Source organism: Metaclostridioides mangenotii, from assembly GCF_017873185.1.
Taxonomy (GTDB): Bacteria; Bacillota; Clostridia; order Peptostreptococcales; family Peptostreptococcaceae; genus Metaclostridioides; species Metaclostridioides mangenotii.
Map to the genome: position 1 here is coordinate 90,052 of NZ_JAGGJX010000005.1, position 21,197 is coordinate 111,248.

A 21,197-nucleotide genomic window follows, 5' to 3' on the forward strand; every position below is an offset into this window, starting at 1 on the left:
TCCTTTCTACTGTATAATTATAACATAAAATATAGCTTAGTTCAGATGAAAGCTGCTTTACAATGCCACTTTCTATCATAAGTTTTATTATATAATAAATATTTCAATACTAGAAATCAGTTGAGTATTAACTTGATTAAATTTATAATTTCCAAGGTTACCACTTACCCGTATTTATAAAGTCAGCAGCTCTATTTGAAGCTTTTTCAACAATATCAGCATCGTATCCCATAAAACTTAATAACTTTATTGCATTTCTACTCTGCGCTCTTCCGCTATGCAGTTTATAGTCAAACTTAATATCTTTATCCGTTATATTTTCTTCAAAATGGTAGTTGTCAAATTTTCCTTCCAGAAGGTGAGTAAGTTCTATATCATGTGTAGCTGCAAAACATAAACAGTTTCCTTGACTCAAATACCCGAGTACTTCACAAGAAGAGGCTATCCTTTCAATAGTATTAGTCCCTCTAAGTATTTCATCAACAAAACAAAGGGTTGGCTTTTCACTATTTACATTGTCCACAATTCTTTTTAATGACCTTATTTCAACCATAAAATAACTTTCACTGCTCAAAATATCGTCTTTTAAAGCCATTGAAGTGTATATATTAAACTTAGATGATATATACTTTTTCGAACATGTAGTGTATATTGTTTGCGCGAGAATCACATTTACTGCTACTGTTTTAATAAATGTAGATTTCCCAGAAGCATTTGATCCTGTAATCAACGCCCCTCTATAAAATTTTCCAGAGTTAACAACTGGATTTTCTATAAGTGGGTGATATAGATCTTCAAACTCTAGTCTATTCTTAAATTTACACACACTTGTCTCAATATCTGGCTTAACATAATACTTTAAGCTATCTCTATAAGATGCCACTGCTATTAATGCATCCAGTTCACCTACGTATTCATAGATTCTCATTAAATTGTTCTGATTCTTTATTATCCTCTCTTTTATCATTTCATATATCTTCAACTCTCTCAAAAATATTAAATTTATGTATTCATTAAAAATATTCACTTCTGAAAATAAATTATTTGGATTCGACTCTACACTTTTTCCTTTTATTTTATCTAATTTTTTTAAATCTATTTCTATATTTTTTATTCCATTAGCTAAAATATCCAAATTTAGTTTCTTAATTAAATTTGTAGTGTTTATTAGTCTTATCAAATAACTATATCCATCGACATTTAACTTTTTCACCCTATGCTTTAAACTAATCCCTACATTGACTCCTACAGATAAAATAGCAAATAACACAAACCATTTAGATACTAACATCATAAACAACAATGCTATAGGCATATACGATAGTATTCTGTAAATCCATAATCTATTTTTACTCTCATCAGGATCATTATATAGGCAGCTTGTAGTATACAAATCTTTGCTTATTCCGAGTTTAGCGAGAATATATTGAACTTTAAACCGATCCTCTTCATTTTGTCTAAAATATTCAATAACTTTATCTCTTTTTATTAGAATCGTTTTATCTACATTGTTATCTCTCAATATTATGTAAAGCATTTCTCTGCCAGCTGTACTTTGAGTATTATTAATCGTTTTAAATATATCGTCCATATTTAAATCATTCCAAGTTATGTCATCAATGATCCCGACCCCTTCAGATTTATTTCTAAAAAAGCTCGAAACACTTTTCATATTAATCATAGTTTCATCAATTGGCTTTCCATATTGACTTATAATTTGCCTTTTTATCATTTTTAGGCGTCTGCTTTCTTGATATATTGCTGATATAAATATTATAAATAAAACACATGAAAATCCTAGTATAAACTTTAAAAACTCTGAACTATTGATATAAGTAAACATAATTGCTCCTCCTATATATTTTGTAATAAATTTACCTTCACCCATGCATCTTGAACTCTCCTTCTTTGATAATATTATACCATTTTTATTTTTTAAGTTTATCTAATTCCTTCTTATAATTTGCAATAGCTTGATGGTAGAGCTTCAAATAAAAAATAAGCCTATAAAACGGTTAGGTTATAGGCTTATTTTTATTTAAATATTACGAAGTTTTAAGAACTTATCTGACAAATCTCATATGTAATTATAGATTTTCTATTTATTTATCAAAAAACTGCACTTTGTCCTTACAATTGTCATTTATAATGTTCATCAAAGTTTCTGAGTCATCCTCATTAATATCTTCTCTTTTTAAGAAATATCCTTGATTTTTAGTAAGCATGATTAAAATAAAATTATTAAATACAAATGCATTTTCTACTGCGTCCCATTTATATTCACTGCTAGTAGATTCTCTTTCAGATGTTGCCCCATCATCATCAAGTGTTAATTCACATTCAGCCATAGCGGCTTTATTTTGGCGATAACTTTTCTTAACTCCTCTTTTATCATCCATAAGGTTCATCCATAGCATCCATATGAAAATTAAGAATAAAATTCCTACATTTACTAAATACTTTCCTAAACTTCCGCCTGCTTCAAAATACGCTCTATTATTGTTGTATATCTCAAATACTGAATAAGATCTATAAGCAAATAATATAAAAGTCAAAATAGTTATTAAGCGCAGTATTATCTTTCTCTTTTTACCATATATCTTATAAAATAGTTTGTTTATCTCTAGCCAATCTTTTTCTGTTATATGGTAAATCATTTTAACTTGTCTGTTTTCTGATTTATTTATACCGTCATTTTTATCAGATTGTTTTGCATAAACATCTACACTCTTCACGTCCACTTTACTCGATTCTTCCGTATAATTACTTTTATTGATTTTATCCATAGCTATTCCCCCTTTACAATAAGTTTAAACTATCTTAGTAGTAAAGTCTTCTATATTCCATACATCATCAACTAAATCCATATAAAATTCAGGCTCATGACAAACTAAGAGAACTGTTCCTTTAAAGTTTTTAATAGCTTTTTTAAGTTCATCTTTAGCCTCTACATCTAAGTGGTTTGTAGGCTCATCTAGTACTAAGAAGTTTATTCCCTTTAACATAACCTTACAAAGTCTAACTTTAGCAGCTTCTCCACCGCTTAAAACTCTCATTTGACTGGTTATATGGTCATTTGTAAGTCCACATTTTGCAAGTACTTGTCTAACTTCGAAGTTTGACAATCCTGGGAATTCACTCCAAATTTCGTCCATAGGAGTATTTGAATTTTCTCTTGAACTCTCTTGCTCGAAATACCCAAGTTCTATATAGTCACCCAGCTCTACTTTTCCATCAAATGGCTTTATTAAGCCGAGTACTGTTTTTAAAAGTGTAGATTTCCCTATACCATTCATTCCTTTAAGGGCAATTTTTTTGCCTCTTTCCAACATAAAGTTTAATGGTTTAGTAAGCGCTTCATCATAACCAAGAACAAGTTTTTCAGTTTCAAAAAGTATCTTTCCAGACGCTCTTGTTTCCTTGAAATCAAAAGTTGGTTTTACCTTTTCTCTTGGTCTCTCTAGTATTTCCATTTTATCAAGTTGTTTTTGTCTACTATTTGCCATTCCACGTGTTGCTACTCTGGCTTTATTTCTGGCAACAAAATCTTCTAATTTTTTACGCTCTTCAACTTGTTTATCGTAAGCCTGTTCTTCTTGACGCTTTTTAATATCGTTAAGTCTTACAAATTCATCGTAGTTTCCTTTATATCTATTTAACTCACCATTCTCTAAATGATAGATTACATTACAAGTATTGTTTATGAAGTCTATATCATGTGAAACTAGTACAAAACTGTTCTCGTACTCTTGAAGATATCTTGTAAGCCAAGTTATATGTTCTTCGTCTAGGTAGTTTGTAGGCTCATCAAGTACAAGTATTGTTGGATTTTCTAAGAGCAACTTTGTAAGTAACACTTTTGTTCTCTGCCCACCACTTAAATCAGTAACGTCTTTATCAAGTCCTATTTCACCTAATCCAAGACCATTTGCAACTTCTTGTATTTTGGCATCTATTATATAAAAACCACTGTTTTCAAGAATAGTTTGGATTTCTGCTGTATCTTCTAGGTATTTAGCCATTTCTTCATCAGTAGCTTCACCCATTTTGTCGTATAGCTCTAACATTTCTTTTTCTAGATCGTACATATACTTAAAAGCTTCTCTAAGCACTTCCCTTATAGTTTTACCTTTGGTAAGCACTGTATGCTGATCTAGATACCCTACAGTTGCTCTGGAGGACCATCTAATCTCTCCTGCATCTGGCATTAATTTGTTTGTTATTATATTTAAAAAACTTGATTTACCTTCACCATTTGCACCCACTAAAGCAATATGCTCGCCTTTTCTAAGTCTAAATGATACGTTCTCAAGTATGGTTCTCGCTCCAAACCCATGGTTGATATTTTCTGCAACTAGCATTTTGACACCCCTCTAAAAAAATTTACTCTTATATATTATAGTTATTTTCGATTTAATTCAAGGTAAACAAGTGTTTTAACTAAAAATAATGTAAGAATTACGAAAATATATTTAAACTCGTATTAATTCTTACATTATTCTTAATTATTTTTTATATTATAAATATCAATATTCTTATTTAAAATTTTCTTCTAATCCATCTGCTATACTCTGCATTAATTTTCTCTGATAATCTGGATTTGACATCATTTGATCTTCATTATAGTTGCTTAAAAATCCCATTTCAACAAGCACGACTGGAACTTTTGACCAGTTAAATCCTGTTAAATCATCTCTTTGAAAAATTCCATTGACTTGAATATTTGATTTTTCCATACTCGACTTTATCAATTCAGCACATTTATTACTACTTTCATATATAGATGAAGTGTATTTTCCATTTTGCTGAGGTATTAAAATTGATGCTCCAGTTTTTCCTGAGTTATCTAAGCTATCTGCATGTATTCTTACAACCATATTGGCATTATCTTTATTTGCAAGAGTTGCTCTCTCAGCATTGCTTATATTTACATCATGAGATTCCCTAGTCATCTTGACTTTAAAACCCTTGCTTTCAAGAATGTTTTTTAACACTGTTGAGGCTTCTAAATTCAATACATATTCCGGTTTTTTTGTAGCAACTCCTGTTGCTCCTGAAGAAACTCTAGCTTTTTGATTGGAAGAACCTGGAGCAATTGGCTCTAAATTACTGTCTCCTTTTTCCTGGTGACCTGGATCGATATAAATCAAAATTTCTTTATTTGAAGAAACTCCTCTATTGATAAAATTAGTAACTTTATCTAGTTTTATTAAAGGATTTGATGTTCCCAATAATATAATACCAATAGCAACAATAGCAGAAACTAGCAATTTGTAATTTTTCATTTTTTATCCTTTCTTTGATATCCGTGCGTTTATCAACATCAAATTTTGTATATTCTTTTTAAACACCTATTCAAACTTTATAATATTGCTTTTTTTGAAAACTACGGATTTACTGTGTCAGTTTTCCAAGGATTAAAAGTTCAATCTTGCACATTATAATATCAAGGCATCAAAACAATTTTATATTTAGCTTAAAAATTTTTAAGAGAGAAGGTGTTTTATGTTAAGTGGAGATAAAATTTCAACTAAAGTAAAAACCTTAATTATTTTTACATTACTATTTTTACTATATTTTTTCTCAAATAATAATATTTATGCAGAAAATCCAGAAAAAGATGATCCAGATTTTTTAATACCAATAGGAAATGTTCTTCAAATTGATGCCGAGTTAAAAAATCTAATTGTCAGTGATGCTATAGAAGGATCTGCTATTAAAAAAGGAGATCTACTAATACAGATAGACAATAAAAATTTTGATGGATACAAAAATTTTGAAACAATACTTTCCTCTTTACCAAATGGTAAGGAAATAGATCTTACTGTAAATAGAGAAGGTCAAATTATCACCACAAGTTGTACAAGAGAAGTCTTAGAAAAAGTCAGCTTTAACAATTTGCTTTCCGGCTTCGCTACTCTGACTTATATAGATCCAAAGACTTCAAGATTTGGTGCTGTTGGACATCCAATTAGTATATATAACTCAAGGAAAATACCTATAAAAGATGGTTCTGTATCTACTACTAGAGATATTGATATACAGAAATCAACAAAAGGTAAAGTAGGTTGTATAAATGCAAAGAGACTTGATGTGATAGGAAGCTTCAATGAAAATACCGATTTTGGTATTAAAGGTGATATAGACAATTTTGATTTATCTCAATTTAAACAGTATAAGGTTGCTTCTTTAGATGAGGTTAAACCTGGTAAAGCAGAAATAATCTTTGGAACTACAAATAAAAAAGCTAAAAAATATGATATAGAAATTTTAAGTATTGAAAATCAAGTAGAACCAAAAAGTAAAAGTTTTAAAATTAAGGTTACTGATAAAAATCTTTTAAGACAAACTGGCGGTATTGTACAAGGAATGAGCGGTACTCCAATTATTCAAGATGACAAGATAATTGGCGCTGTATCTCATGCTGTTGAAAATGATCCTTCAGTTGGTTATGGTCTTTATATTAAATGGATGTTTTAGTGCCAATAACTCTTATCTCTAAAATAATTAAATAATATATGATTTATAAGGAATTATATTAAAGTAAATAAATTTACTTTAATATAATTCCTAATTTATTTGAATTTTTGAAAATACTTACTTTTGTATTTACTACAAAAATCCGCAGTGAAGATATAAATAATAATTTTTTTTATCTTTTTAATAATTTATTTTTTTACTTAATAGTATTGTTTCTTATTTTGGTTTTTTAATACTATTTTGTTAGAAAAAAATTAATTTAATTTTTTTAATTCAAATTTGTAAAATATATAATATTTTAATTATTTTTTAAATCGCTTTTTGAATCGCCAGAATTACTTGGATTACTTGGTATAACTTCTTTTATATCTTGATCAGGTATATTTACATAGCTATTTGGAACATCACCTACTATTATTGTCTCACATATCGGTATTTGTGCTTTGATCTCTTTTGTAGATGTTATAAGCGGTATAATAACTTTAACTTGTGTCTTTGCCTCAAGATATATTCTGTGTCTCGTTTGATTTATTCCTGATGATTCAAATTTTGTTTTAAAGTTTACTGAAATTGTTCCTATTGGTTCAGTCGATACTTCTAATTTAGGCCCGTATTTAGCTAGTATCGGACTTCCTAAAGCTGTTCCTATTGGAATATATGCACTCGATGTTTTTCCTTTTTTAAGCTCATCCTGAATCTCTAATGCTACAGCTGAAGCTAATTCATTCATCATGATAGTGTTAGCTTGAATCATGGTTATCTTACCTTGATTATCGAGTTGTACATCCATAAGATCCTCATAATTTATTTTACCTTCTACTAATTCTGCTACTGCTTGGTTTATAGACCTATTTGCTAATTCTAAAGCTTTTGTCTCAGCAAGTACTGTAATTGTCGGTCTAAGTGTTTTATCTATGTATATAAAGCTGCCAATCAACACAGACAATATAAATATCATTATAAATACTAAAAATAATTTTTTGACGCTCTTATCTCTATTCTCTGATCTTCTAGCCATAAAATCACCCCCTATATATTTATATGTTTAAATTAAGTATTTTTGTTTAAAAGGAGTATTTATTCTAAAATTTGGAAAAAATATTTATATAAAACTTTTACTTAGAAATATGGTAAAATCTTAGTGTACTATTTCACTAAAATATTACGGTGAATTCATTTTTTCTGATAAAATACACAACTACTTCCGTTTATGTTATAATATTGGATTAAGTAAGGAGGTTAAACTTATGAACAAAGATAATGAGAATAGCCAAAATAAGATAAGAAGAAAAAAAGTTAGTTCTTCTGCTAACGGAGGCAATTCAAATGAATTAAAGAAGAAATCTAAACCTAAAAGGAGAGATAAATTTAGAAATCTAAGAATAGCCGGTATTGTATTCTTGGTTTTATTTGTTGTTGGTGCTGCTTCAGCTGCAGGTCTTGTTTTTGCATCTTTAAGAGATGTGCAGCCTGTAACAGAAGCTCTTCTTGATAAGCAAACACATCAATCAACAACAATTAAGTACTCTACTGGAGAAAACTTGGCAATTGCTCCAAATATAAACAAAAGAACACCAGTTGCTCTCGATCAAATATCAAAAAATTTACAAAACGCAGTAATATCGATTGAAGATGAGCGTTTTTATGAACATAATGGAGTTGATATTAAAGGTTTATCGAGATCAGTACTAAAAACGATAACTGGTACTAAACAAGGTGGTAGTACAATAGCAATGCAGGTTTCAAAGATGTTGCTTACAACAAGTGAGCAAAGTCTTCCACGTAAAATCAAAGATATCTATTATGCTTATGAAATGAGTAAATCTGTTAAAAAGGATAAGATCCTTGAAATTTACTTAAATACTTTCTTCGTAGGTAAGGGGTTATCTGGTGCTGAAGCTGGTGCTAGAGGATATTTTGATAAATCAGCATCTGACCTTACATTAGCTGAATCAGCTATGCTTGCCGGATCAACTAAAAATCCATCTAGATTTTCTGCATATAAGACTTCAAAATTGGATGGAAATGAAACAAAAGCTGATTTGGAACACAAATTATTGTTATTTATAAATACACCAGAAGATGATTTAGACGATCCAAATCAACTTGATTTTGATATGGTAGAAAAGCTCGATGATTGGGATCTTATAACAAGCGATCAATATAAACAATTAAAAGCTGGAACTATGGTTGTCAGAAAAGCTATAAACAACCCTGAAGCTAAAGATAGACAAAAAATTGTACTTGATAAAATGCTTGCTCTTAATAAAATTACCCAAGCTCAATACAATGAGGCTTTAGCTGAAGAAATTATAATTAAACTTCCAGATAAAAAAGAAAAAGTTGCAAACTCTGTTGAAGACTACATTGAATCAGAAGTTGTTCAAGCTCTTATCGATCAAGGTAATACTGAAGATGAGGCTAAAAACTTATACTACAATGGTGGCCTTACAATAAATACTACTATAGATCCTAAAATACAGGAATCAATAGAAGAAGAGTATGATAAAAAAGGAAACTTCCCAGACAATGTAGTCGGTGAAGATGGGGTTATACAACCTCAATCTGGTATGGTTATACTAGACTACAAGAATGGTGAAATAAGAGGATTAATCGGCGGTAGAAATATAAAAAATAAAAAAGCATTAAATAGAGCTACAATAGCCCAGCAGCCTGGTTCTACTATCAAACCACTTTCTGTATATACACCTGCTATAGATACTCTTGAGATCACTCAATCTACTAAACTAAGCGACCAAAAAGGTGGATATAAGTTTGATTATGACGGATGGAGCCCTAATACTACAACAAAAGGTGAAGGTTCTATGAGTGTTCGTAAAGCTCTAGAATTTTCTTCAAATACTATAGCAGTTAAAACTGCTGAGATGCTTGGAGATACAAAGGAAGAATGTATCGATATAATGATAGATTACTTGAGAAATTTCGGTATCACAAGTGTTAGAGATAGTAAGGTTGATACAAGAGATAGATCTTTCCCTGCCCTTACTTTAGGTGGTATGACTAGAGGTATATCTCCACTTGAAATGGCATCAGCATATGGTACTCTAGCTAACGGTGGAGTTTACGTTCAACCAACTGTATTTACTACGATTACGACATTCGATGGTCAGCTTCTTGTAAAGAATTCTCCAGAGGAACATAAAGTTGTAGAACCTGAAGTAGCGTACGTTATGACAGATATGCTACTGGGTGTTGTAAGTGAAGGTGGAGGTAAAAAAGCTAACATTCCAAATGGAATGCCTGTCGCTGGAAAAACTGGTACAACAAACAGCTCAAAAGATGTATGGTTCGTTGGATACACTCCTTACTATGTAGGTGCTACGTACATAGGGGATGATTCACGTATTGATAAAAATAAAAAATCTATACCTCGTAGAAGTATCAGTGGTGGTAGTGGAACAGCTGCTACATTATGGTCAAAAGTAATGTCTAAAGTTCACAAAAACTTAGATGTTGCAGACTTTGAAGTTCCAAGCAAGGTTTACTTCGCTAAGATAAATCTTATCGATGGCGGTAGACAATCAACTGGATCAAAAGCTGCATTTATTGAAGGAACATCTCCAACAAGATACAGCTCTCAACCTTCTCCAACACAAGCTAACCAAAACAGACCTAATACTGATGAGAATCAAGGTAATAATGGTCAAGGTAATGGAAATGGCGATGGAGACGGAGATGGAGGAAATCCACCAACTGGTGGTGGCAATACCGGCGGTGGCAATAATGGCGATGGTGGTAACACTGGCGGTGGTAATACCGGTGGCGGTAATACTGGCGGTGGTGATGGCGGCACTGATGGTGGTAATACTGGTGGTGGTAATACCGGTGGTGGTAATACCGGTGGCGGTAATAATGGCGGTGGTGATGGCGGCACTAGTGGTGGCAATACTGGCGGCGTAACTGAATAGTTTACTTAAAAAAGGCACTCAAAAGAGTGCCTTTTTTAATCTAAAATAATTTTATTTTTATGTTTTGAATACAGCTAAATATTATATCTTCAATTTAGTAAATGTAAATATTAAATACTAATTACATCATAATGCTAACAAATAGCTTTCTTAATTATTTAAGTTTTTATTGATCTATGCTATAATATATGAAAAATTTAGGAAGTGATTATATGTCTAAAATACTTACCACTAATGAATGGATAGTGCTAAATGATATTATTTATAAAATTAATTTAGCAGAAGACTATAGGGACGTTCAAAAAAAATTTTTAGAACAAATTAATTTATTGATTCCAAGTACTGCAACATGCTTTTTTCTATCAGATGACAAAGATAATGGCTTCTTATCGTATCCAATGCCTCATGGAGAACTCACAATGAGTAATCTTGAAGAATATCTGTTAAATGGACAAGATCTAGACTACCTAAAAGATATCATGATATCTGGAAAATGTATGGTCTATAAAGAAACTGACTTTATGATTGAAGAGATGAGGATTCAAACTGAATACTATAAAAAGTACTACAAATCTAAAAACCTCCATTACTGCGTTCAATTAATCTTAGCACACAAAAGTCAATTTATGGGTGTTGTATCTTTTTATAATTCACAAGCATCTGGGGACTACTCAGAAAAAGATATCTTTATACTAGAAACATTAAAAACACACTTGTCACTTTGTTTGTACAAGTCTTTTTATCTTCCAAAACATTCAAAAAATAAAGATCTCCTATCTAAAAAATTCTCTCAACTTCATATTATATCGACCCAATACAACTTAACTAGGCGGGAATCTGAAGTCTTAAGATTAATTGTAGACAATCTTACCAACGGCGAAATTTCTGAAAGGCTGTATATTTCTATTAATACTCTAAAGAAACACATTGTAAATATATATAATAAACTCGGTGTTTCTAATAGAACCCAGTTGTTAAAATTAACTAAAAATTAATTATTTCTTGTGTAATTGTGTATCCTGAATAAGTAGAAAATTAAAAGTTATCTAAAAGACTTTACTGTATATCTTTGAGATAACTTTTTAAATATTATTTAGTTAATTTAATTATTACTTTATTTAAAATCTATTTTCCTAAGAAATCTTCTAAATTCTTTTCTAATTTATTAAAATCGATATCTACTTCATTTCTATTTCCAATTTCACAAACTCCAACTGGTTTTACATCAGCTTCATATTCATCTATATTTGTAGGAGTCTTTCTAAGTCCTTTAAATATGGGTGCACTTGTAATATCATCTGCGTAAGGCATCGGAAAATTGTAGTCTCTCAGATGCTGCAGGTAGTGATCTAAAAACATTGTTCCATACTCTCTAGATCTCCTTACTAAATCTAAATCCAGTGTAACTGTACATATAGTTTCAGTTTGACCTGCTTCCCATAGAAGTTGTCCTTCTGGGTTTACTACTAATGAATTTCCATATAGATGAGCTCCATTAAAGAATCCTACGCAATTTGTGGATACTAAAAACGCTTGATTTTCTAAAGCACGTGTAAAATGTACATTTTTATTTAGACCGTATAGCTCCTGTGGATCAAGAGTCAATTTAACAAGCACTTCTGCTCCCATTAAAGTTTCGTTTCTTGAAATTTCGGGGAAATTTAGATCGTAGCAAATCTGCACTCCAACTTTTGTATCTTTTTCTGGTATATCGAATACAACGTATTTTTTACCTGGTTCTGCTAAATCTTCCGATGGTCTCCATGGAGCCATTTTACGGTAAACATCTATAAGTTCACCATTTGGATTAAAAATAGGTGCCGAGTTGTAGAACTTACCCTTTGGCAAATCGTCGTGTTTTTCATACATGCTTCCAGGTATAAAATAAATTCCATGTTTTTTTGCAATACCGCTGAAAAACTCTGTCATTGATCCAGGAATATACTGAGGTGTGAAGCTTTCTATACACTCCACTCCAACTATTAACTCCGGTTTGTGATATGCTGACATCAATTCATTCGTTTTTTTCTCAATATATCTAAGATTGACTGCTGTATCATGATCAACTGGCATTTGAATTATCCCTACATTTAAAAATCTTCCCATAGTACTTCCTCCTTTTTTACTATTATTTTTTAAAATTTAAGATTTCATTTATTTAGCAATTTCGTTAAAATATACAATACAAAATAATTTTAATCTACCGAAACACCACTCAAATGATACACTAACTAAATTGAAATTGCTTAATCAAGCAATAGATTTACCATTATGTTTGGATACTATTTTTATCAGGGTCAAACATGCAAATACACCTATTAACGCAAGGGCAGCACATACTCCCCACCCAACGGTCCATAGACCTCTCACTCCAAATATAACTCCAACAACAAAAGGAGCTATAGGCATCATCATGTCTCCGAATCCACCGATAAAGCCTGTCGAAATTGTAAGGGTTTCTTCGCTAAACACATCTGGAAGAACTGAGTAAAAAACGCCAAGTCCCCAAGATGCCCCAAAAGAGAAAAATAACACTGCTGCATAAAGTACACTAAAACTTCCAGAAGATGAAATTAGCAATACTAATATAGATGCAACTATTATAATAGAACCAGCCATCAGTACACCTATTCTTCCTATTGCTTTATTTTTGCTCTTTGATGCAAAGTAGTCTGAGCATTTACCAGAGATTAGACAAGCTGATATCATACCTATTGTAACTGCTACTCCAAGGTTTCCATTTTGAATTTCACTGTAACCTAGAGAACTCCCATAAAGCGGTAAATCTACTGAAATAGCTTGCACAGCGAAAGTTGTAGGTATAAATGCTAGTATTAAGCAGTATACTACAGGCATTTTTAAAAGAACTGAAATAGATACTCCTTTTTTCTTAGAACTTTGTGCTTCAAGTTTAACAGTTTCCTCTGCTGCCAATTCATTTGCAGAATGTTCCCTTTCTTTAACTGTGAAAATCCACAGAAGACATATCGCAACTATAGCTATACTTATTGCATGAAATGAGGCTACCCAGCCCCATTTATTGATAACAAATCCGGCAAATGTAGCTCCAATACCACCACCACCGTAAAATATACCATTAAATGCTGCTGTAGCTATTCCTGTTTGAGTGTCTTTCACCCAGTCCATAATTATAAGTAAAAATACTGGAAATACTATCGATGTGAAACCTTGAATAAATTTTAGAACAAAAAAGATAAATACTGAGTTGTTGTAGGGAAAAATCGACTGAGGGATTACAGTAAGTAACATCCCGAGTAGAATAGTCTTTTTAGCTCCTAATGCTTTGAAACAAAATCCCGAAATCATCATCGAGATAACAACAGCTATAGTCTTTACTGTGTCTCCAATAAGTAAGATATCTTGTGAAACCTGCATCTTTTCTGATAAATATACTACTGCCATAGAGAATTGGGGGAAACCTGCTGAAAGCAAGCAACCTATAGATGCGCTTAATATTGCTATATACCAACCATAAGCATTATTCTTATTAGTCCCTTCAGTGTTAGCCATTTAGTTCACTCCCTTATTTTTATAAAAGTCTAATGTATTTCTTATCTTACTGTTTTTAAATTCCGGATAGATTAGTCTTTTTTCAAAAATAATTCTGTCATTAGTTAACTAATATAGTAATTGTAATCATTATATCATCAAGATCTAACTCTCAAAATGAGACTAATGTCGTATTTTTATAACTAAATAGTTCTAAAAGTCATAAAATATAATTTAATATAAGTATTTTTACGACAAATAATATAATTAATTTTTTTATAAAAATTCCCCTTAGAGTAAACAATTTTTATATCGTCTACTTTAAGGGGAACTTTTAACTTTTATTTTAATTATTAAATATTGTTTATTTTTTTATGGCTTGGGCTTTGATTTAAATATAACTGCCATAGTATAACCAAAGAATATTGCAGCTGCAATACCGCCAGCTGTTGCAATAGTACCTCCTGTAAATATTCCAATAAACCCGTCTGTATCAATAGCTTTCTTAACTCCTTCTGCTAAAGAATATCCAAATCCTATTATTGGTACTGTCGCACCAGCTTCTCCGAATTTTACTAAAGGTTCGTATATACCTAAAAATGCCAAAATCACCCCGCTGGTTACATAACTAACTAGTACATAAGGCGACTGTACTTTAAATTGATCCATCATAATCTGGGCTATCAAACAAATAATTCCACCTACAAAAAATACTCTTAAATACTCCATCAACATAATATCACTTCCTATTCATTAACTACTACCACCGCATGTGCCACACATGGTATAGTCTCTTTCTGTAGTGTACTCGTTGGAGACAACAAAGCTCCTGTAGACACCAACATTACTTTATTGAACTCTTTATTTTTTAGTTTTTGATAAATATACCCAGTAAATACTGTAGCAGAGCATCCACATCCACTACCACCACAGTGTACATCTTGCTTTTCTAGATCAAATATTTCTATACCGCAATCTATATGTGTTTTAGATATATCTACGCCTTTTTCTTTAAGTATATCCACCAATATTTGTTTACCAAATATTCCTAGATCCCCTGTTGCAATTACGTCAAAACTATCTGGGTCATCATTTGTATCTTTAAAGTAAGAGTATATTGTATCTATTGCAGATGGAGCCATTGCTGCTCCCATATTGTTTCCATCTTTAATTCCTTTGTCTACAACTTTTCCTATAGTAATATATTTAACTTTTGGACCGTCTCCATTTGGTGCTATCAAAACACTTCCAGAACCTGTTACTGTCCACTGTGCTGTCATAGGTTTTTGATTACCTAGCTCTAACGGAAATCTAAACTGTCTCTCTGCAGTACAGTAGTGACTTGAAGTTCCTGCAAGTACTAAATCAGAAAAACCTCCATCAACTATCATAGAAGCTAAACTAATTCCCTCAGACATGGTAGAACACGCCCCGTATATCCCTAAAAATGGTATATCTAACTCTCTTGCTGCAAAGGATGCTGGAGTAATCTGATTTATTAAATCACCAGCAAACATGTACTCTACATCTTTTAATTCTTTTCCAGACTTTTTAACTGTATTTTCCATTGAGGTTTTGAGCATTTTACTCTCTGCTTTTTCCCAGCTCTTTTCTCCATACATGTCGTCAGTAAGTACAAGATCAAAATACTCATTTAAAGGTCCTTCTCCCTCTTTTTTGCCGACAATTGAAGATGCTGATATTATTGTCGGATTGTTTTCCAATTTAACTGTTCTGCTACCAATTCTCTTGTTTTTCATAACACACACACCTTTAAAATTACATTTTAAGTATTTCACCTTAATTTATTTCTTTGAAATTAAGCAATATTAGCTAAATTAATACTTTCGCTTTATTATTTACTTTATCATTAAAAAAATATAATAAATAAAACCACAAAGTATTGATGAGCCTATTCCGTAAACAAGTACAGGACCAGCAACTTTAAATAAATTTGCACCAACACCCATTACATAGCCTTCTTGTTTATGCTCCATAGCTGGCGAAACTATTGAGTTTGCAAACCCAGTTATCGGAACAATAGAACCTGCTCCAGCTCTTTTTCCCAATAGGTCGTACACTCCAAGACCTGTCAAAAAAGCACCTATAAATATTAGCGTAATAGATGTTGAAGTTGCCGCTGCAAGCTTATCTAAACCAAAAGAATTTGTCCAAATATTATTTATAAACTGACCTAGTACACAAATCAGCCCTCCTACAACAAACGCATTTATATAGTTTTTTACAAATGTAGGCTTTGGACTGATCTTTTCCACATATTCTTGATATTTTTTATTATTATCAAGGTAAACTTCTTTATATTTTTTATTTTCCATATAAACACCTCTCATATCTATTATCTGTAAAAAGCAAAAAAATAAACCCTTAATTTCTAATATTTAGAATTAAGAGTTTAAATCTTATAAAGTATTCTTTATAATATTACTTTTCAATTTGGTTTTAAGCGCTTATATTTAAAATTTAACTTATGTATTCTTTAAGCTTTGAAAGCACTTTTTTCTCGATTCTTGAAACTTGCACCTGTGAAATATTAAGCATCTGACCTATTTCGCTCTGAGTCAGGTCTTCAAAATATCTAAGTACTATTATCTGTCTCTCACGTTTTTCTAATTTATTCAGAATATCTTTTAAAAGTATATTGTCTATTGCTTTTTCTTCTTCACACTCACCCTGCATGCTTATTTTGTCTATTAAACATATAGGAGCACCTTCTTCTTCGTGTATAACTCCATGCAAATACTCAACGCTGAAATTAGCTTCAAGAGCCATAACTAAATCTTCTTTTTCTATTTCTAAAATCTTCGCAAGCTCTTCAACACTAGGCTCGCGTCCAAGTTTCTTTGTCATAATCTCACTTTGCATTTTAGCTCTTACAGCTATTTGCTTAAGGGATCTAGAAACTTTTATCATTCCATCATCTCTCAAATACCTTTTTATTTCTCCTAAAATCATTGGAACGGCATATGTAGAAAACTTAACGTTAAATTTGGGATCAAATTTATATATAGATTTAATCAGTCCAATAGATCCAAGCTGAAATAAATCATCTCTATCGTACCCTATATTTAAAAACTTTGAAACCACACTTCTAACTAAACCTAAATTACTTGATATCAATATTTCCTTAGCTTCTTCATCTCCATTTTGAACTCTCTCAATCAGCTCAAGAGTCTCTTCATGGGTAAGAAGTCTCTTTTTTTCTTCTCTCGTAGCAGTTGTCCCCATAATAAAACCTCAATTCTCTTCGGACTTTATTTAGGCATTTATCTTTTTAGCCATCTCAATTCTAGTTCCTTGTCCTTTAATAGAACTAACATTTACATCATCCATAAAGCTCTTCATCACGGTAAAGCCCATACCTGATCTGTCAAGCTCTGGTTTAGATGTATAGAGTGGTTCCATAGCTTGTTCAAGATTTTCTATACCATATCCTTCATCTTCAACTGTAATTTTTATCGTATTTCCATCAATTACACATTTTAAGTAAACAAATTTGTCTTCATCTTCTTCATAGCCATGAATAATCGAGTTTGTAACAGCTTCTGAAACAGCTGTTTTAATATCAACTAGTTCATCTAGGGTAGGATCCAGCTTTGCTGCAAATGATGCCACTATAACTCTTGCCAAACTTTCGTTTTCAGATTTAGCAGAAAATTTTACTTCCATAATATTACTCATAACCCACTCCTCCTTACAAAGAACTTACTGCTTCTTCATACGTTTCGTAAATGCTAATAATTTTATTTAACCCCGACAGATCAAAGATTTTTTTTACTCTGTCATTAATATTTATAACTGAAACTTTTCCGCCTTCATTAGATATTTTTTTATACCTACCGATTATTACACCTATGCCTGAAGAATCCATAAAATTGATTTTTTCAAAATCAAACACGATATTTCTGACTTGATTGGCATTTAACAGTGCATCCAACTCTTCCCTAATCTCACTCGCTATGTGATGATCAAGCTCAGAACAATCAAACTCTATAAAAAGATTCTTGTCTTGAAAAGAATATGTAAACATCGATGTCCCTCCTTAAAATAAAAATATAGTAACTTTTAATTAGTTCTATAAGCTAGTTGTTTATCCTTCAGTGAAAAATGACTAGTTTTGTCTCCTAAAAATTACTATATTTATAAGCGGGCATCGACCCAATATTTAAATGTCTTTTTTTACAAATGCTACGAGTTTTTTATTTTTAATATAACTAGTATTCTTTTATTATCTTTTACTAGTTAATTGTATCTTATTGTTGGTGTCTCTTTTTTACTTCTTTTTTGTAATCTTTGTAATTATTTTCTTTTTTGTTATCTCTTTTATTTGCTTTTTCTATATTAATTTTATTTCCTTTGATCTTGATATCTTTCATCTTTTCAAGAACAGTCATTGCATTTTTCTTTGGTACTTCAACAAAAGTATACTTATCGTAAATATCTATTGATCCAACTACTCTTCCTGGAATTCCAGCTTCTCCAGCTATAGCTCCAACTATATCTTTAGCTTGAACTCTTTGGTTTTTACCTACATTTATAAATAGTCTGATCATACCACTCTGAGCTACAACTTTTTTATCACCACGAGATCTATCACCGCGTTCACCACGATCTCTTCTAGGTTTTTCTTCTATTATTTCTTTACTTAATTCTTCTCCTAGAGATAATTTAAGTAGTGCTGCTGCAACATCTACAGTTGAATAATCAACATTTTCACAGTATTCTTCTATCCATTTTAATTGCTTAGTTAAGTTTCCTTTTTCTAATGTTTCATTAACATCTTTAAAGAAAGCACTTACCTTCTTCTCTTCAACATCTGAAATAGTAGGTATTTCATGTTTCACTAATTTAGATTTAGTATATCTCTCAATATCCTTCATCTTTCTTACTTCTTTACCAAACACGAAACTGAAAGACATTCCTTCACGTCCAGCTCTACCAGTTCTACCGATTCTATGAACGTAGTATTCTTCATCTTGTGGTAAATCGTAGTTAAATACACATTCTACATCGTCTACGTCTATTCCTCTAGCAGCAACATCAGTCGCAACAAGAATATCTATTGTACCATGTCTAAATTTATCCATTACTATATCTCTTTGGGCTTGTTTTAAGTCACCGTGAAGTGCATCTGCAAAGTATCCTCTAGCTTGTAAATCTCCAACTAACTCATCTGCTTTTCTCTTTGTATTACAGAAAGCAACTGATAGTTTTGGATTATATACATCTACAAGTCTACATAATATTTCTAATTTATTTGCCGCTCTAGTCTCTATATAGTACTGTTTAATATTTGGAACTGTAAGTTCTCTTCTAACTACTTTTATATGAGTTGGATCTTTTTGGTATCTCCTAGTAAGATCTAAGATTCCCTTTGGCATAGTTGCTGAGAAGAAAGTTGTTTGTCTATCTTCAGGAGTTTTGCTAAGAATCATCTCGATGTCTTCTCTGAATCCCATGTCTAGCATTTCATCTGCTTCATCAAGAACAACCATCTTTACATTGTCCATTTTTAACGTTCTACGATTGATATGATCTATTGTACGTCCTGGTGTCCCTATTATTATTTGTACACCGGATTTTAATGACTTTATCTGTCTATCTATAGCTTGACCTCCGTAAATAGGTAAAGCTTTAATTCCAGGACAATATTTAGCTAACTTGCTTATTTCTGTAGAAACTTGTATTGCAAGCTCTCTTGTCGGGCAAAGCACTACAGCTTGTAGGCTTCTATCATTTGGATTAATCATCTCTAATATTGGAATACTAAAAGCCGCAGTTTTTCCCGTACCAGTTTGGGCTTGTCCAATTATATCTTGCCCTGCTAGAACAGCAGGTATAGATTGAGCTTGAATAGGAGATGGTTCCTCAAATCCCATTTCAGAGATAGCTTTCTTTATCCCTTCGTTTATTTGTAAATCTTCAAATTTTGTTATATTCATATATTATTCCTCTCCGTTTTAAATTATCTTAACCTATCCATTATATACTTTAAAATACTATTCTGCAATTTATATTTTATGTACTGATGTTAAATAATATACATAACATACAAAGTTCCTAGATATATTATATATGTAGAAAGCATGGCTATCCCTTGAATTCTGTACATTTTGTTCTTTAGTAAAGTAGGAATTACCAATATAAAAATAAGTAATATCATGAAAGGAAAATCTAAAAGTCTATTTTGGGATAAAATCGGCAATCTATTTGGAATGGCTGATACCCCTATCACACAGAGTAAATTAAGTGTATTTGCTCCAATAATATTTCCTACTGATATAGAATGGTGATTCTTCCTTATAGCAGTTAGAGATGACACAAGCTCTGGAAGCGATGTGCCAAGTGCTATTACTGTTAAACTAACTATCGCATGGGGAATTCCCATAAAAATAGCTATCTTAACTCCACTATTTATAAGGAGTCTAGATCCAATAATCATCATTATCAACCCAATAATAAATAAACTTCCTATTCTTATAATATCTTTTATACAAAATTCTACATTAATTTTATTTTCATTTCTTTTTAAATGTCTAGAATACCTACCCATTATTTCTCTGCTTTTAATACCTTTTGGATTTTTAACTCCCTTATAATTGCTGTACATATAATAGGCAAACATTAATAATAAAATAGCTGAATCTCCTCTACCTATCTCTCCGTCTATTCCTAACACTAAAAAAACAACTAAAGATAATATAAGTAAAACTGCCCTATGAACAAACATATCTCTATCTACTTTAAATGGACTTAATGATACTACCAATCCCAAAGCTAGACCAGTATTGCATATAATAGAACCAACAGCATTTCCCATACTCATAGTTGTGTGCCCATCTAATGATGCAAATACAGAAACAGTAAACTCAGGAAGTGTTGTTGCAAAACTAACTATAGTTGCTCCTAAAACTATTTCAGATATATTCGTTCTCCTGCCAATTTCAACCGTACAGTTGATAAAAATATCCGCTCCTTTGGTAATTAATACAAATCCAATTATAAATAAAACTATTATTAAAAACAAATAATCACCCCTAAAATATATTTCTTCGCGCAATCTTGCAATGTATGTGTATTATATATTTTATGATACCGTTTACATTTTTATGATACCGTTTACATTTTTAAAGTTTTTATAAATTCTGTTTAAACAAATAAAATATATGGTATAATTTACTTAGATAACAAAAGATGCTTTTGCGTATTATACAATGAAACGATATTTTTATTAAGTTTTCCAATTCGAATTTTTTTTGA

The 21,197-nt window shown here is 31.3% G+C and carries 18 protein-coding genes; 3 read left to right on the plus strand and 15 right to left on the minus strand.

The annotated features are described in order from the left end of the window. Positions 1–157: 157 nt before the first annotated feature. The 4 genes from J2Z43_RS11170 to J2Z43_RS11185 all read right to left on the minus strand — a co-directional run bounded on the left by J2Z43_RS11170 (position 158) and on the right by J2Z43_RS11185 (position 5,285). Positions 158–1,843, minus strand: a complete 1,686-nt coding sequence (locus J2Z43_RS11170) for a MutS-related protein (protein WP_209457276.1) — start codon at positions 1,841–1,843, stop codon at positions 158–160. 259 nt (positions 1,844–2,102) lie between these two features. Further along, complete coding sequence (locus tag J2Z43_RS11175) at positions 2,103–2,786, minus strand: YcxB family protein (protein WP_209457277.1); 684 nt, start codon at positions 2,784–2,786, stop codon at positions 2,103–2,105. Between the two features lie 24 nt (positions 2,787–2,810). After that, the gene (locus J2Z43_RS11180; RefSeq protein WP_209457278.1) at positions 2,811–4,361 is read right to left on the minus strand and encodes an ABC-F family ATP-binding cassette domain-containing protein; all 1,551 of its coding nucleotides are present in this window, start codon (positions 4,359–4,361) and stop codon (positions 2,811–2,813) included. 174 nt (positions 4,362–4,535) lie between these two features. After that, positions 4,536–5,285 carry an N-acetylmuramoyl-L-alanine amidase gene (locus tag J2Z43_RS11185; RefSeq protein ID WP_209457279.1) on the minus strand — a complete coding sequence of 250 codons (750 nt, stop codon included), beginning with the start codon at positions 5,283–5,285 and terminating at the stop codon, positions 4,536–4,538. A 220-nt stretch (positions 5,286–5,505) separates the two neighbouring features. On the opposite strand from J2Z43_RS11185, the gene J2Z43_RS11190 reads away from it, so the two are divergent. Further along, positions 5,506–6,480, plus strand: coding sequence for a SpoIVB peptidase S55 domain-containing protein (locus tag J2Z43_RS11190; RefSeq protein WP_209457280.1), 975 nt, complete (start codon positions 5,506–5,508; stop codon positions 6,478–6,480). A 298-nt stretch (positions 6,481–6,778) separates the two neighbouring features. On the opposite strand, the gene yunB is transcribed toward J2Z43_RS11190, so the two are convergent. Beyond that, positions 6,779–7,498: a sporulation protein YunB gene (gene yunB / locus J2Z43_RS11195; protein ID WP_209457281.1), complete on the minus strand. Its 720-nt coding sequence runs from the start codon at positions 7,496–7,498 to the stop codon at positions 6,779–6,781. A 229-nt stretch (positions 7,499–7,727) separates the two neighbouring features. On the opposite strand from yunB, the gene J2Z43_RS11200 reads away from it, so the two are divergent. Both J2Z43_RS11200 and J2Z43_RS11205 read left to right on the plus strand, forming a co-directional pair. Next, complete coding sequence (locus tag J2Z43_RS11200) at positions 7,728–10,409, plus strand: transglycosylase domain-containing protein (protein ID WP_209457282.1); 2,682 nt, start codon at positions 7,728–7,730, stop codon at positions 10,407–10,409. Between the two features lie 212 nt (positions 10,410–10,621). Continuing rightward, positions 10,622–11,404 carry a helix-turn-helix domain-containing protein gene (locus tag J2Z43_RS11205; RefSeq protein WP_209457283.1) on the plus strand — a complete coding sequence of 261 codons (783 nt, stop codon included), beginning with the start codon at positions 10,622–10,624 and terminating at the stop codon, positions 11,402–11,404. Between the two features lie 130 nt (positions 11,405–11,534). Here J2Z43_RS11205 and J2Z43_RS11210 read toward each other — a convergent pair whose 3' ends face one another. The 10 genes from J2Z43_RS11210 to J2Z43_RS11255 form a co-directional block, all read right to left on the minus strand. Beyond that, positions 11,535–12,515: a carbon-nitrogen hydrolase family protein gene (locus J2Z43_RS11210; RefSeq protein WP_209457284.1), complete on the minus strand. Its 981-nt coding sequence runs from the start codon at positions 12,513–12,515 to the stop codon at positions 11,535–11,537. A 144-nt stretch (positions 12,516–12,659) separates the two neighbouring features. Next, positions 12,660–13,940 carry an MFS transporter gene (locus J2Z43_RS11215; protein ID WP_209457285.1) on the minus strand — a complete coding sequence of 427 codons (1,281 nt, stop codon included), beginning with the start codon at positions 13,938–13,940 and terminating at the stop codon, positions 12,660–12,662. A gap of 351 nt (positions 13,941–14,291) precedes the next feature. After that, positions 14,292–14,654 carry a stage V sporulation protein AE gene (gene spoVAE / locus J2Z43_RS11220; protein WP_027702629.1) on the minus strand — a complete coding sequence of 121 codons (363 nt, stop codon included), beginning with the start codon at positions 14,652–14,654 and terminating at the stop codon, positions 14,292–14,294. An 11-nt stretch (positions 14,655–14,665) separates the two neighbouring features. Next, complete coding sequence (gene spoVAD / locus J2Z43_RS11225; protein WP_209457286.1) at positions 14,666–15,679, minus strand: stage V sporulation protein AD; 1,014 nt, start codon at positions 15,677–15,679, stop codon at positions 14,666–14,668. A gap of 99 nt (positions 15,680–15,778) precedes the next feature. After that, the gene (gene spoVAC, locus J2Z43_RS11230; RefSeq protein WP_209457287.1) at positions 15,779–16,255 is read right to left on the minus strand and encodes a stage V sporulation protein AC; all 477 of its coding nucleotides are present in this window, start codon (positions 16,253–16,255) and stop codon (positions 15,779–15,781) included. Positions 16,256–16,400: 145 nt separating this feature from the next. Beyond that, on the minus strand, positions 16,401–17,165 hold the full coding sequence (locus tag J2Z43_RS11235; RefSeq protein WP_027702632.1) for a SigF/SigG family RNA polymerase sporulation sigma factor: 765 nt from the start codon (positions 17,163–17,165) through the stop codon (positions 16,401–16,403). A 30-nt stretch (positions 17,166–17,195) separates the two neighbouring features. Beyond that, a complete protein-coding gene (gene spoIIAB / locus J2Z43_RS11240) occupies positions 17,196–17,618 on the minus strand; it encodes an anti-sigma F factor (RefSeq protein ID WP_027702633.1) in 423 nt (140 codons plus the stop codon). 13 nt (positions 17,619–17,631) lie between these two features. Then, entirely contained in the window at positions 17,632–17,967 is a 336-nt protein-coding gene (spoIIAA, locus tag J2Z43_RS11245) for an anti-sigma F factor antagonist (protein ID WP_027702634.1), read from the minus strand. A gap of 223 nt (positions 17,968–18,190) precedes the next feature. Continuing rightward, positions 18,191–19,879 carry a DEAD/DEAH box helicase gene (locus tag J2Z43_RS11250; RefSeq protein WP_051599284.1) on the minus strand — a complete coding sequence of 563 codons (1,689 nt, stop codon included), beginning with the start codon at positions 19,877–19,879 and terminating at the stop codon, positions 18,191–18,193. Positions 19,880–19,968: 89 nt separating this feature from the next. Beyond that, on the minus strand, positions 19,969–20,964 hold the full coding sequence (locus J2Z43_RS11255; RefSeq protein WP_209457288.1) for a calcium/sodium antiporter: 996 nt from the start codon (positions 20,962–20,964) through the stop codon (positions 19,969–19,971). Between the last annotated feature and the right edge of the window lie 233 nt (positions 20,965–21,197).